The sequence below is a fragment of the Microbacterium sp. NPDC076768 genome (assembly GCF_040687205.1).
Taxonomy (GTDB): Bacteria; Actinomycetota; Actinomycetes; order Actinomycetales; family Microbacteriaceae; genus Microbacterium.
This window is the reverse complement of record NZ_JBFBMU010000002.1, coordinates 250687-264871: the sequence shown is the minus strand read 5'-3', so window position 1 is coordinate 264871 and position 14185 is coordinate 250687. Positions and strand designations below refer to the sequence as shown.

Below are 14185 nucleotides of genomic sequence, written 5' to 3'. Positions count from 1 at the left end.
TCGCTGTCATACCGGTCACGGGGAGGTCACGGTGACGACGTTTAGTTCAGCACTGATTCGCAGGTTGGCAGCGAAGAGGTGTCGCCGCCGTCCGCGATGACCGAGAGTGCGTCCAACGAGTCGTCGAGGGTCGCGGTCGGAATAACCTGAAGGCCGTTCGGGATGTGCCCGACGACCTCGTCGCAGTTCGATTCAGGGGCGAGGAAGTAGTCGGCACCTGCATCACGTGCACCGTAAAGCTTTTGCCGGATGCCACCGATGGGGCCAACGGTTCCTGCCGCGTCGATCGTTCCGGTGCCAGCGATGTCTTCGCCACCGTTGAGCTCTTCTTCGGTCAATGTGTCGATGATTCCCAGGGCGAACATCATCCCAGCGCTCGGGCCTCCGACGTTGTCGAGCTGGATTGTCACATCGATCTCGAACTCATAGTCGGTGCGCAACGTGATACCGATGAGCCAGGTTGTCGCGCCACCCTGGGTGTACTCCTCCGGTGTGAGCTCGACAATCTGCTCACTGCCGTCCCGTAACACGGTCAGCGCGACAGGCGCACCTTCCGCCTCTTGAATTGCTTGCCGCAGAAGCGTCGCAGAAGTTACCTCTGCGCCATCGATCGCGGTGATCACGTCGTCTGCCTCCAGCACGCCTTCCGCTGGTGAATCGGGGACGGCCTCGACAACCACCACCTCTGCGCCGGTGTCATAGCCCAGTTCGTTCAGGGCCGCAGCGGTTGCCTCGTGCTGCGAATCGACCATCAGCGTGGCGTTTTGTTCATCTCGCTCTTCGCTGGTGACCCCGGCAGGAAACACTGAGTCGAGCGGGACGACTGCTTTCGAAGAGTCCACCCACGCGAGTGCCAGCTCAAACCAGCTGGGCGTGCGCTCCCGGTTGCCGACAACCTGGACGGTGGTGAGATCGAGCGTCCCTGTTGTTTCGAAGGTCTCGGCACCCTCGACACTGATCAGCGGCACCTGCTCGCCATCTGCTCCCTCGGCAGTGCCGAGCGTGTCGTATACCGGGCCTGGCCGCTGAATCACGTAAGGCGACGGGAGAAACGTCAACACCACGAGGGCGATGAGCGCAACGATCAGCGCCCAGACTCCGAGTCCGAGCTTTCCAGACCGCGTTCGATCCACTGCATTCCTCCGTCGTTCGCGAGCGGCGTACACCGATCTGCCCGCATCGGGTTCGCGCGCAGAAACCTGTGACTAGCGTAGATGCCACGGCTTCAGACGTGCTGAGAGGGCAACTCAAATGGCAGACAACGATCCGACACCCGAGGACTTTCAGGAGTTCCTTCGCAAGATGCTCGCCAATCAGGGCGGTGGGGATATCGACCCCGAGGCGCTTCGTGGCGCGTTCGAGGGGATGGAGGGCTTCACTTTCGACCCCGCGATGATGCAGACGATCATGTCGCAACTGCAGGGCGTCTTTGGGGGCGACCCGTGGGAGAACGCGCTCCGCCAGGCCTTGCATATCGCGAACCGCGATGGGCAAGGCGTCACGGACGGGTCCAAAACCTCGCTCTCCGAATCTTTTGCACTCGCAAACCTCTGGCTCGGCGAGGCAACGACAATCGCAGAGCTCTCTGAGGTGCCGACGGTGATGACGCGGGGCGAATGGGTCGACAAGACGCTGCCCGTGTGGAAAGAGATCGCTGACCCGGTGTCGACAAGCATCGCTGACGCCCTCACCTCTGCCCTGGACACCCAGGTTCCCGAAGACATGCACGATGTCGTTCAGGGCGCAGGCAAGCTGATGCGAGGGCTCGGCGGTTCCGTGTTCGCCGCCCAGTTCGGCCAGGTACTGGGAAACCTCTCACTTGAAGTGGTCTCTGGAGGCGACGTCGGGATTCCGGTACTGCCAGCCGGTACCGCAGCGATCATCCCGCAGAACCTCACCGCGTTTGGCGAGGGGTTGGAGATCCCTGAGGATCAGATCGCGATCTATCTCGCCACTCGCGAACTCGCTCACGCACGTCTCTACCGTCACGCAAAATGGCTCCACCTGCACGTCATGGCGCAGATTACGGACTTCGCACGCGGCGTAACCGTAGACGCGGATGCGCTGGAAGATGTTGCCAGCCGCCTTGATCCGTCTAACCCTGAGGAGCTGCGTGCGGCAATCGAAGGCGGCGCCCTCCTGCCCGTACAGAGCGAAAGTCAGCGCGCGGCGTTGACCCGCCTCGAAAACCTCATTGCCACCATCGATGGCTGGGTCGACGTGGTGACGGCCGAGGCGACATCACGTCTTCCGGATGGTGCGCGGATCGCTGAAGCTGCGCGTCGTCGACGTGCCGTCGGTGGCCCGGCAGAAGACGCTCTGGGAGCCCTCGTGGGGCTCAAACTGCGCCCTCGCCGCATGCGAGAGGCATCAGCGATGTGGCAGGCGGTGACAGGTGCTGTGGGCATTCGCGCACGCGACACTCTCTGGGACTACCCCGACCTCATGCCCGCTGCCGAAGACATCGATGATCCAAGTGCCCTGATCGCCCGTTTGCAGGCTGTGGAACGCGGCGAGCAGCCGGTAGCGGACGAGTTTGACGAAGCTCTGGCACGCCTGCTCGACGGCGATGACTTCGCCGAAGAGAAATCGGCTGAGGATGACGCAAAGCCCGACGAAAACGGCGATGACAGTGGAGGCGCACCAGAGGGCGACCGTCCCGTGTGACCGTGGCGCGACTCCCCCTGCCCCACGGCAAAACGGTGCGAAGTTGTCCACCGATGCGTTGATGTGTCCCCGCGTCGGGGCCATTCATTCCACAATCGAAGTGTGCCGCTGACTCCGCCAACCCTTACTCGCCTGAACCCGAGTGCGCCATTGCTCTGGCGGGACGAACGAACGCTCCAGATCGGTGACGACGAAGGCCTGCGTATCGAGGCCGACGCCGAGTGGGTAGAGCCGCTTCTGAGTCGTCTACGTTCCGGATTCCGTCGCGGAGCGTTTGACGTCATCGCGCATGCCGCTGGTGCGCCACGCGACGCGGCGCGTGCTCTGCTCGCGCGCCTCGAACCGGAGCTTCGTGAAGATCCAGCCACTCCTCGCCCTGCATGGGTAGAGAGCGCCGGCGCGACGGACGGGCGCAGCGAATACCGCATGCGCGAATCCCTTATCGATGAGGGTGTCACGATCAGTGAAACCCGTCAGCCTCCTGCAGTCGCTGTAGTGCTCGTGCGAGGTGCCGCAGCCGCTCTGCAGTTCGCCAGTTACCTGCGAGAAGACGTGCCGCACCTCCCTGTTTCTTTCGAACAGGGTCGAGTCACCATCGGTCCGCTTGTGATTCCAGGCTCATCGCCGTGTCTTGCCTGCCGCGACGCCAATGCCACCGCCAGCGACCCCGCGTGGCCACTCCTGCACTCCCAGCTGATCGGTCGCGACCCGGGGCTGATCCGTGCTGCTCAAGTGGCAGAAGCGGGCCGCCTCGTCGCGGTGCTGCTGGCGAATCAAGACCCTGCTCACGCGCAGACGGTGCGGATCAGCGCTGACGGCCAGCCCGTGTGGCGTTCGGTGTTGTTTCACGAAGAATGCCAGTGCCGCGGCCCGTGGTTCCCATCTCAGCGAGGAACCGCGATGGCGCCCGCTCCCCTCGACCTGCTGACCGCGCCCAGGACAATGACAGCGTTCGCGCAGCACGGGTGACGCCGACGTAAGCCAGCCGACGTTCTTCGTCTACGGCCTCGAACGTGTTCGCATACGAGATGGGCAAGGACCCTTCAGCCCATCCGGCCAGGTGCACGTGCGGCCATTCCAAACCTTTCGCGGCGTGCAACGTCGAAAGCGTCACAGTGCGCATCGTGGGTTCATGCTGGTCTTTTGCTCGTGCCATGAGTGCGTCACTGAAGTTGCGCAGGTTGGCGTCGGGCCCTGCTTCCTCTGCCAGCCTCAAAATGGCTCGCCGAGCCTCCCAGCCGCTGCGTTGAGCGCCGCCAGCCTCTGGTGGTTCTTCTGTGAGTCCGAGTTCTCGCAGCACGCGTTGGACACCGGGGAGGAAGCCCTGCTCGCTGGGCGCGACGGCCGCGGCGCGCAGGGCGAGAATCGCCTGTCGTACTTCCGGCATCGCAAAGAAACGCGTTCCGCCCATCACAGAGGTGGGGATGCCTTTGACCGCAAGCGCTTGCTGCAACACGGCGGAGTGCGCGTGTGCTCGGTAGAGCACCGCGATCTCTGACGGAGACGCCCCCGCCTCAATCTGAGCGGCGACGGCAGAGGCGATCCCCGCTGCTTCCTCACCCTCGCTGTCGTACGCCGTAACGGTGGGCGCTTCGGCATTGAACTGTTCACGCGCAGGAACGAGCTCTAGCGCACCGGCACGCCCGTGCATCAGCGCGTTCGCGACCGTGAGAATCGGCGGCTGTGAACGGTAGTTCGTCTCGAGGCGCACAACGGTGGCCTCAGGGTGCCTGCGCTCGAACTCCAGCAAAAAGCGCTGCTCTGCGCCAGCGAAGGAGTAGATGGTCTGGCTCGCGTCACCCACGACGCAGATATCGTGCCTGTCGCCCAGCCAGAGCTCCAGAAGGCGGTTCTGCAACGGAGAGACGTCCTGGAACTCGTCGACGGTGAAGTGCCGATACTGCTCATGAACTGACGCTGCGACGCGCGGCTCCGCCTCCAGCATGCCGGCGCAGGCGAGCAGAACATCCTCGAAATCCAGCTGGCGGCGATCATCCTTCAGCGCCTCGTACCCTCGCATCAGCTCAACGAGCTGCCCTGCGTCGACCCCGCTGAGCGGACGACCGAGTTCGGCGTACTGTTCGATCGACACCATGGAGACCTTGCGCCATTCGATCTCCGAGGCAATGTCGCGGAGCGTGGCGGTGCTCGGTCGAAGCCGGATCGCATCAGCCGCCTGCCCCAACATGCGCACCTTGTTGTCGATAATCGACGGTGCGGGAGATCCGGCCAAGGTCGGCCAGAAGAAATTTAGCTGTGCCAGCGCAGTCGCGTGGAACGTGCGGGCGGCAACTCCCTCTACGCCCAGTGCCCGGAGGCGTCCACGAAGTTCTCCGGCAGCCTTTGCGGTGAACGTCACCGCCATTACCCGAGACGGTGAATACGCACCGGTGTCGACCCCGTGAGCGATCCGGTGGGTAATCACCCTGGTCTTTCCGGTTCCGGCCCCCGCAAGCACAGCGACGGGCCCCCGCAAAACAGACGCCGCCTCCCGCTGCCGCTCATCGAGGGCATCGAGTGCGCTCACTCGCGCCCCTCGTACCAGTTGACGATCAGCGCGCGCGCAATCGAAGCGGGCCCAGGAAGCCCGACAGGGCCATCCCCCGCGAGGGCGGATCCGATTTCATCACGCGTGAACCAGCGCACATCGATGATCTCTTCGCCATCGGCGAGCGCCACCGAATCTTCGGTGACGACGGCACGGAACCCCACCATGAGCGAACGAGGAAAGGGCCACGCCTGCGAAGAGATATAGCGCAGAGACGCGAGCTGCACGCCTGCTTCTTCTGCGATTTCGCGGTGCGCTGTGGACTCAAGCGACTCGCCCGCCTCCGTGAAGCCGGCGAAGCAGGAGTACATCCGACCTCCCCAATTCGCGTTGGCGCCGAGCAAAAGATGTTCGCCATCGTGGCTTTCGACCGCCACGATCACCGCGGGGTCCGTGCGTGGAAACTGATCACGCCCGCAATTCAGGCACCGACGGGACCATCCGGCCTGACGCAGCTCGGTTTCGCCGCCGCAGCGAGGGCAAAAAGGAGCGTCGCGGAGCCAGCCGGCGAGCGCGATGGCGCTGATGAGAAGTTCGGACTCTTGCTCGCTGAGCCGTCCGCCCAGATCGCGGAGGCCCAGCCAGATTTCATCCGGTGCGGCGTCGAGAGAATCGGTCTCCGGCGGAGAAGCGGCCAGCAGAAGCACAGTGCCGTCGGCGTCTCGACCAAGCAAAGCCCACGTCGCCTCGACGACGGCGGCCACCGGCACGCGCAACAGCTCGGAATCGACGACACGCACGCGCCCTTCACGAACGACGATGACGCGCGTCGCCGCATCATCTCGGAGGCGATCTGTGAGGGCTGGTTCCTCGCGAAGCTCGGCTGCACGGTCGAGGGTCGGGCGCTGAATGTTCATCGACTCCTCTTTCACGGGCGTGGCGGAGGCGGGACCGCCCCTGAGCCGACCTACCCTGGGGGGATGGGACGCTCTCCATTCACTCTAGCCGCGGCAGTGACCGCGGCACTCCCCGGCGCGGAGGTCACGGGTGCCCGCGGTCTGAGCGCGAACGGCGACGGAAGATTCGACTCGGCAATCGCGACGATCGCGGATGGTCGCGAACTCGCGATCCGCGTTGCCGACGACGACGAGACCAGCCGCGAGCTCGCCTCTGAAGCGATCGCGCTGAGAGCCCTCACTGACGGCGCACGCGCCATGCTTCCGTTCCGGGCGCCGGCGTACGTCGGAGAGACGCGCATCGGTGATGCGCGTGCGCTCGTGACCGAGCTCCTTCCTGGGTTTCAGATCGAGGCAGCGATGGTGCCAGCGGGGCGCGGTGCCGCTGAGTCGATCGGTGCTTCCATCGCAGCGGTGCACAGCCTGCCCACATCTGTGGTGCGCGGAGCAGGACTCACGATGCGAAGCGCAGAAGAATGCCGAGCCGAATTGGAGCGGCTGGTCGATACCGCCGCTGCCACTGGCCGAGTTCCCGCACGACTCACCGTCCGTTGGCGCGACGCCGTTGCCGATGACGCTCTCTGGCGCTTCGAGTCGACCGTGACGCTGGGCGGCGTTCAGGCGACGTCTTTCCTGTTCGAAGATGACGACGAGCGTGGTCCGGAAGTCATCGGTCTTGTGGGATGGCACGGATTGTCGGTCGGTGACCCGGCCGTCGATTTGTCGTGGCTTTCTGCCGCCCCCGATGCCTCCCCTGATGTGCACCGGTCGTATGCGCAGGCGAGTGATCGCACGCCAGATGATGGTCTCGATGCGCGTGCTCGCCTCCACGCTGAGCTGGAGTTCGCACGCTGGTTGGTGCACGGCGATGCGATGCACCGCTCAGACATCGTCGATGATGCCGCCGCCCTCCTTGATGCGCTTGCCGAAGGGATCCGCGCCGACGATCTGAGCGTGATCGACGCACGCAGCACCGGAGTTGACTCTGCGTTGGACGCTCTTGATCGAGTACCGAAAGATGCCGTGGCCGGGATCGACACCTCGATGCATACCGACGCGTACAACCCGGAAGAGCTGTGGGCGGCGGACGATTCATCCGCAGATTCAGACGACGTCTCTTCCGATGATTCCGACTCCGGGTCTGATCAGCACGACGATGAGCGTGCGCACCGTGCGGAGATGCTGAACGTCGAGACCGAAGATCTGTCTGGCGTCGCGAGCATATTCACGCACAACGAGTACGACGAAGCCGATTCCGATGAAGCTCAGCGCGCGGCGCGTGCGGCACTCCAACGGTGGAAGAGCTCTTCTTCGGAGTAGACCCGGTCGCCCCGGATGGTGAGGTCGTCGGCAACGTAGTAGAGCGCCACATCGATCTCTTCCAGTGGCACCCCGAATCGACGGTGGTAGGCAAGCCGATATAGCGCCAACTGGAGCATGCGCTCCTCCCGCTCTTGGGGGGTGCGTGGCGCTTTTCCGGTCTTCCAGTCAACGATCTCGATGCGGTCTCCGCGGTCAGCACGGCGGTAAACCGCATCAAGTTTGCAGATGACAATGTGAGATGCCGCCCGATCTTCGGGACTGTGCAGCCCAGCTCCCAGCGCAAAATCGATCTCTATCTCGACCGCGATCGGCTTCAGCTGTCCCCATTCACTGCGCTCGAAGGTCTGCTGCAAGATCGCCAGATCAGCGGCGTCTGCCGATACGGCACCTGTCGCGTCGGGGTCAGCTTCGCCGCGCAGAACGTCGAGCGGCGCCTCGTCTTCATCGAGTTCCCAGAGGGCTTCATCCATGCGCGTGCCCACACCGACGAGTTCCGAGCGCTGCTCAACCCACGCATGAAACAGGGTGCCAAGCCTGGTCTGTCTGTACGGTCGCTCCGGCATCGGTCTGACGATCGATGACAGCGTGCCCGCGAAATCTGTGACGTAGTCCTTGAATCGTGATGCCGGCACTCGGGTCGGCGCCTCCGCATCAGCGCCTCGCTGCCGAGCCGCCCGCTCCGCAAGAAGCCTCACCACCTCAATCGAAGGCTCGATTGGCCCCGCAGCGGCCGCCTCGTGCACGTCGGCCGCCGACCTTTCGACCCGCTCACGCCGTGCTCCCAGCGGATCAAGCGGCCATCTCAGCGTGGCCCCAGGACCGTCGTACGGGTTCTCGTCCGCGTCTACTGACTCGATGGGATCGAGACCCAAAACCTCAATCGCTTCCAAAAGAAACGGGCTGGGGGTGCGCGGCGATTTTTGACCCGCCCAGTGGGCGCCGCTGAGAAGCAGGTCGGTGCGCGCACGTGTCACCGCCACGTAAGCCAGACGGCGCTCTTCCTGCTGTTGGTATGCGCGGTATGCGTCTTTGAAGCGTTTGAGCGCTCCTCCGTGTGGATTCGCCTTCGTGATGCCGCTCGAGAGCGACGCTTGGGCGAGTTTTTGACGCTTTGCAGGGTCTGTTTCGTCTGCCACTGCTTCGGACGGATCCCACTCGAATCGAGGGAGCGCATCACGATCACCACGGAGCGCGAACGGCACGACGCCAAAGCCGAACCAGCCCGATGTGTCTGACACACGACTGGGCAGTTCGTCAGCGACCAGACGCACCACCGCAACCGCATCCCATTCCAGGCCCTTAGAGCCGTGAATGGTCAGAAGTTGCACGACCCCCGCTTCTGGAGGCTCAGGGCGCGGCATCAACTCATCTGTGCTTTCTGCCTTGTCGAGCCAGGCAAGCAGACTGCTGATACTCCCCCGTTCGTCGGCAGCGAGAAACGCCCGTACCTCGTCAGTGAAGGCGCGCAACTGCGTCGCGGCGATCCTGGCCGGGCCCCTTGTCTCATTGGCGGCCAACTCAATATCGAGCCGCAGCTCCAGCTCGATCAGGCGAATCAGCTCGGGAATGGGCTGGGAGGACGCGCGCCGAAGCCGCTCCAACATCTCCCCCGCCGCGCGAATCCGTGCGCGGCCATCCGGCGTAATCGTCTGCAGCAACCGGTAGTCGTCTCGCACAGCGCGCACGACATCCACCGCATCGATGATCGATACCGCCTCGTCTGCACCTCGGGATGAGCGCAACCGTGCGCGCACTTCCTCTGGCAGTGGTGCCATCGCCGTATCGCGTTCGGAGAGGGTGCGTCCCAGGTCGTAGAGTGCGGCCATATCGGCGACCCCTACCCCAAACCGAGGCCCTGTGAGCAGGCGAATCAGCGCCGAGCCGGCGTTTGGATCGTGCACGACGCGAAGCGTCGAGACCACGTCTACAACCTCCGGAGTAGCGAGCAATCCGCCGAGTCCCAATATTCGATGTGGAATACCGCGCGCGGCGAGCGCTGCGGCGAACGTTTGCATGTGCCGCTTCGAGCGAAAGAGGATCGCGCCGGTATGCGGCGTCGCGCTGTGCGTGCGGCCAGCATGCGCCGACTCGTGCTGCGCCCTTCGCTGTTGGAACCACTCGGCCACCGTTGATGCTTCTTCGTCGACGGTGAAGGGATACTGCACCGATACTGTGCCCTCCCCCGCCCCTGGCCGGGGTTCCAGCGGAGGCACGTCAAGGCCCGGACGCTGCAGCGGCTCGAGAACACGATTCGCGATGCCGAGAATTGCGCGGTCGTTGCGCCAACTGGTCATGAGACTGTACGTCTGTGCAGTGCCTTCGCTGGCAAACGTTCGGGCGAAAGAATAGAGGTTGTCTGCGCTCGCTCCCCGCCAGCCGTAGATGGACTGATGCGGGTCACCCACCGCCATCACGGCGGAGTCACGAAAAACTTCGGCGAGGAACTGCGTCTGAATGACGGAGGTGTCTTGGTACTCGTCGAGAAGCACCACGCGATGCTGTTCGCGAAGCTCCGCTCGCACATCGGGCGCTGACTCGACGATGTCGTATGCCCCGCTGACCTGGTCGGCAAAATCCAACACACCGCGTCGCTCTTTCGCGGCAATGTAGTCGCGGACGAGGTGAGACAGCGTCGGCAGGGTGAGCAGGTTCGTCGCTGCTTTATCGACATCACCGTTGCTGCGATACGGCTCAAACGCGAGCGCTTGATCGCGAGCAATACGTTCGGCGAGGTCGAGGTCCACCCGATGATCAAGTGCGTCGCCCGCGAGACGCCGCACGGCATCGATGATCGTGCCGAGTGCCAACTCGATGTTTTCGAGCTCCGCAAGGTCACTGCGAAGCACGACTTCACGAGCCAACATCCACGAGGCCGCCTGACTCAGCATCGCGACATCTGGATCTCGGCCGATGCGCGCAGCGTGTTCACGGACGATGCCGTCGGCGAACGCGTTGTACGTCGATACGCGCGGACGGATCATGAGGTCTTCTGCCGTGCGCGCAGTGGCGGGGTCCCACCCTGTGCCGTAGCGGGCCGCCAACTCGTCCAATACGTGCGTTCGCACCAGCTCCCGCTGACGCCCCTGGGCAGCATCGTCGACGCGTCGGAGATCACCGCCGCGCACAATCTCGGTCAGGTGAGGCAAGAGCCCGCGGCGGCCATACTCGTCGACCACGGCAAGCCGGTGATTGATCCTCTCGGAGAGCTCTCCCGCAGCCTTTCGCGTGAAAGTAAGGCCGAGAATCTCGTCGCGACGAACGTGTCCGTTGGCAACGAGCCACACGACACGCCCCGACATCGTCTCCGTCTTGCCGCTTCCCGCCCCCGCCACCACAAGGGCGGGCTCTGGCGGCGCCTCGATCACCTGTTGTTGCGCAGGCGTCGGCGAAGGCTGGCTCAACGCCGCGGCGATGTCGGTCGCTGAGATGCTCTCGCCGCTACTCCAGCCGCTCACGAGCTCACCGCCGGCACCGTGTGAATCCTGCAGGGGTGTACGCGGCGCTGGGTGTCGGCGCAGTGCGACTCCACTTGCGCTGTAAAACTCGAAGCCGACATGCCTCTTGCGGCATCTGATACCCGTCTCAGGAACACCGCCCGCGATTCATCATCGAGCGTGTGCTGATGGGCGATGCGGTATTCACTCTTCGAAAGAGTCTTGGAGACGATCACCAGCCGCGCTCCTGCGAGCGAACTCGGAGCCGATCCGACGACCGCCCCCTGTTGCACAGCGATCTGATACGCCGCGAGTTGCGCATGTTCCAAAACACCAGAGTCGGACTCGGGGTCGTTCTTACCTGTCTTCAAATCGACCACCACCGTCGAACCATCCGCACCGCCAGACATGGGCTGCCAACCGCGGCCACGCGCAGCCGGATGTTCTCCAGCCCCCGGCGGGTAGGCCTCGACACGATCGATATAGCCGTGGATGATCGCGCGATTTGCACGGTCTTCTGTCAAAGGATGCACGGCGGGCGTCGTTTCATCGTCGGCTTCTGCGGCGACGTCGACGGCAAACCGGAACTCCATCTCGCTTCCGATCACGCGTCCGCCTTCTCGGCGCACGTCGCCCAGGTAGGTGTGCAACCTGCCAACGAGGAGATCAGCACGCCGTTGTTCTTTACGCCCGATCCATTCGGTCTCGAAATCAAGTTCTGGCCAGCGCTCTGCAACGATTGCGCGCATCTGCTCAAGGTCACCGTCTGGTACTCGCTCCATTGCCTCGTGCACGATCGTGCCGATGCCCGCGGTGGGAGGCATCACGGTATCGCCGCCGAGTGCTGACACCACCCAGTTGAGCCCACACTCTTCGTACGCCTCCATCTTCGATGGTGAAACCCGCGCACCGGTGGTCGCAAGGTCACGCAACGGCGCATCCGTCGATGCTGCTGTCACTCCGTACCACTCAGCAGGGTCAGCACCTGGCACCCCTTCGCGAGCGAGCACCACGAGCTGCTCCGCAGCGGTTCGTCGAGGTGCAGGCGCCGACGCGGTGGTGAGTGTGCGCCTGTGCTTCGCTACCAATCCGCGCAAAGTCAGCGGATGATCGGCAGAGGCATGACGCTCTGGCGGTTCTGGTGCAGGCAAGAACCCGAAGAACGGGCTCGGTGTGAGGTTGTCATCATCGACCGCGGTAATCAGCAATCGGTAGCGCGCACGCGAGACCGCGCGAACGAACAGTCGAAGCTCATCATGCAAGGCCGCTCGGCGGCGATCGAGTGCGCCCGGCTGGTCGATGGATTCTCCCGTGCGCTTCTCATGGATCGCATCAGCGAGCCGCCAGGTTTGCAGGAGCCCGCCGCGCAGGCGCACGTTCGGCCAGACGCCGTCTTGCACTCCCGCGACGACAACGACATCGAATTCTGTTCCAAGCGCCGTCGCTGGAGTCAGCAGCGTCACCTTCCCTGGGCGGTCCGGCGTGGAGAGTGAATCTTCCGGCACCTCACTGTCGAGAACATCTCTCACAAACGTGTCGGGCTTTTCGTTCGGTGTGCGCTCGACGAAGCGTTTGGCTGCATCGAAAAGTGAGACCAGGGCGTCGAGAGAGCGCGCAGTTTCCGCGCCAGTAGGTAGTTGCGACACTTCCCGCCAAGCGATTTGCAACCGTCTTCCGTCTACAGCGCGCGCTTGGTCCCACACGCGCCACAGGAGGTCATGGATTGTTTCCCCCGCAGCGGCCGCCTGTTCCAGCGTGCGGATCGTGTCTGCAAAACGCTCAGCTGTCCTCGATTCCGGCGCATCAATAAGAGTGAAGTGGGCGGGGTTCAGCATCGCCTGACGAAGCAGCTCCCGCGCGGGTGTCGAGCCGCCGTGCTCAAGCTCGATGTGTCGCAGGCGTGCTCTGAGTCTTCTCAGTCCGATCGCGTCCATCCCCCCAAAGGGCGTGCGTAGTGCCTCTTCCAAGGCCTCCGAAGTTCGCTCTTCTGGTGGAGTGAGCGCCAGCCGCACAATGCCAACGATGTCGCGCACGATCCCCTCGCTGCCCAGCGGACGCTGTACTCCTGCTGCGCGAGTGGGAATCTCGCGGGCAGCGAGCTCGGTCTCGAGCGTGGTTACTTGGCGGGTGTCGTGCGCGATGACGGCCATCCTGTCCCACCGCACTCCCTCAGAAAGGTGCCACTGCCTCATCACCCCGGCAATGCGATCAAGCTCTTCGTATGGGGAGGAAGCGAGAAAAGTCGACACCCGGGTCGCCGTCTGCTCCGGTGCAATCTGCTCTGGCGCCCGACGATGCTCGACCCGCCCAGACACACCAATCGCCTGGGTGACAGTGCGCGTCAGCGAGGTGAGCTCTGAATGCTGGCGGTGCGGACCGTCCAACACGTGAACATCACCCAGCACGCCAGCGAGCTGAGCAAAAAGCTCCGGGCTTGCTCCTCGAAATGCCCCGGATGAGATGTCAGGGTCACCAAAAGCGAGAACAGCGATCCCTCGGCTTTGAAGTGCACGCACGCTGGCTACCCCGCCGCGGGTGAGCTCCTGCGCGTCGTCGATCAGCACGATCTGCAACGGTGCGAGGGGTCCGAGTGCGGTCGTTTCTGCCGTCTGCAAGATCGTGCTCGCCTCGCTCAGCAGATCTGCCGCATCGCGATGGGCGGAACGGAGCGCGTCAAGCACGGAGCGGTACTCGATGAGGAAGTCTGCTGCGGCGATCCAGACCTCGTTACCGGAACCACGAAGTTCGTCTGTGCGCACTCCGATCTCTGTGCACTCCGCAATAAACGCTCGAAGCTCCGAGCGAAATCCTTTCGAGGAGCGCACGGCTGTGCTGAGGGCGTCCGGCCATGGAATGTCGCCATCTTCTGCATCGCCGGCGAGCAGGTCGGCGATGATGCGGTCTTGATCTGCACCCGTCAGCAACGCCGGTGGTTCTGCGCCTTCTCGCACCATTGCGCCCCGCACCAGCTGAAAAGCGAATGAGCCGAGCGACCTCGCCAACGGACCAGGAGTCGCTTGACCGATCCGCACTCCAATGCGGTCTCGCAGCGCGGTCGCCGCTTGGCGGTTCGGCGTCAGTACAAGCACCTGCTCCGGGCGCAGATCCCTTTCGTCCAGAAGATGCACAACCCTGTCGATAAGCGTGCTGGTCTTGCCTGTGCCCGGTGCACCGATGATGACGCCAGAGGCGCTGGGCTCCGCAGTGATCACAGCACGTTGCGCGGCATCGGGTGTCATGGCATCCACGCTATCCGCAGTGGCAGACATCGTCGGTCTTCGCGATCCGCACCCTGTGCGCTCACGGCGAAACAGCCG

7 protein-coding genes are annotated in these 14185 nt (G+C 63.8%); 2 read left to right on the top strand and 5 right to left on the bottom strand.

Features of this window, described 5'->3' with window-relative positions:
- Positions 1–41: 41 nt before the first annotated feature.
- Complete coding sequence (locus AB0O87_RS07665; protein ID WP_363513656.1) at positions 42–1133, bottom strand: S16 family serine protease; 1092 nt, start codon at positions 1131–1133, stop codon at positions 42–44.
- A 118-nt stretch (positions 1134–1251) separates the two neighbouring features.
- Here AB0O87_RS07665 and AB0O87_RS07660 point away from each other — a divergent pair, with 118 nt between their 5' ends.
- Positions 1252–2667, top strand: a complete 1416-nt coding sequence (locus AB0O87_RS07660; protein ID WP_363513653.1) for a zinc-dependent metalloprotease — start codon at positions 1252–1254, stop codon at positions 2665–2667.
- An 805-nt stretch (positions 2668–3472) separates the two neighbouring features.
- On the opposite strand, the gene AB0O87_RS07655 is transcribed toward AB0O87_RS07660, so the two are convergent.
- Complete coding sequence (locus AB0O87_RS07655; protein ID WP_363513650.1) at positions 3473–5194, bottom strand: ATP-dependent helicase; 1722 nt, start codon at positions 5192–5194, stop codon at positions 3473–3475.
- Positions 5191–6072, bottom strand: a complete 882-nt coding sequence (gene nudC, locus AB0O87_RS07650; protein WP_363513648.1) for an NAD(+) diphosphatase — start codon at positions 6070–6072, stop codon at positions 5191–5193. The genes AB0O87_RS07655 and nudC overlap by 4 nt, the downstream gene beginning before the upstream one ends.
- Positions 6073–6135: 63 nt before the next feature.
- Here nudC and AB0O87_RS07645 point away from each other — a divergent pair, with 63 nt between their 5' ends.
- Positions 6136–7431 carry a hypothetical protein gene (locus tag AB0O87_RS07645; RefSeq protein WP_363513645.1) on the top strand — a complete coding sequence of 432 codons (1296 nt, stop codon included), beginning with the start codon at positions 6136–6138 and terminating at the stop codon, positions 7429–7431.
- Here AB0O87_RS07645 and AB0O87_RS07640 read toward each other — a convergent pair.
- Positions 7377–10889, bottom strand: coding sequence for an ATP-dependent DNA helicase (locus tag AB0O87_RS07640; RefSeq protein WP_363513642.1), 3513 nt, complete (start codon positions 10887–10889; stop codon positions 7377–7379). The two genes, AB0O87_RS07645 and AB0O87_RS07640, sit on opposite strands and share 55 nt — an antisense overlap.
- Positions 10886–14107 (bottom strand): ATP-dependent DNA helicase, encoded by a 3222-nt coding sequence (locus tag AB0O87_RS07635; protein WP_363513639.1) that lies wholly within the window; start codon positions 14105–14107, stop codon positions 10886–10888. The genes AB0O87_RS07640 and AB0O87_RS07635 overlap by 4 nt, the downstream gene beginning before the upstream one ends.
- Positions 14108–14185: the final 78 nt, after the last annotated feature.

What these genes read in the sequence shown, in the direction of transcription:
- AB0O87_RS07645 (WP_363513645.1), top strand. Translation starts at nt 6,136, where the DNA reads ATGGGACGCTCTCCATTCACTCTAGCCGCGGCAGTGACCGCGGCACTC.
- nudC (WP_363513648.1), bottom strand. Translation starts at nt 6,072, where the DNA reads ATGAACATTCAGCGCCCGACCCTCGACCGTGCAGCCGAGCTTCGCGAG.
- AB0O87_RS07635 (WP_363513639.1), bottom strand. Translation starts at nt 14,107, where the DNA reads ATGACACCCGATGCCGCGCAACGTGCTGTGATCACTGCGGAGCCCAGC.
- AB0O87_RS07660 (WP_363513653.1), top strand. Translation starts at nt 1,252, where the DNA reads ATGGCAGACAACGATCCGACACCCGAGGACTTTCAGGAGTTCCTTCGC.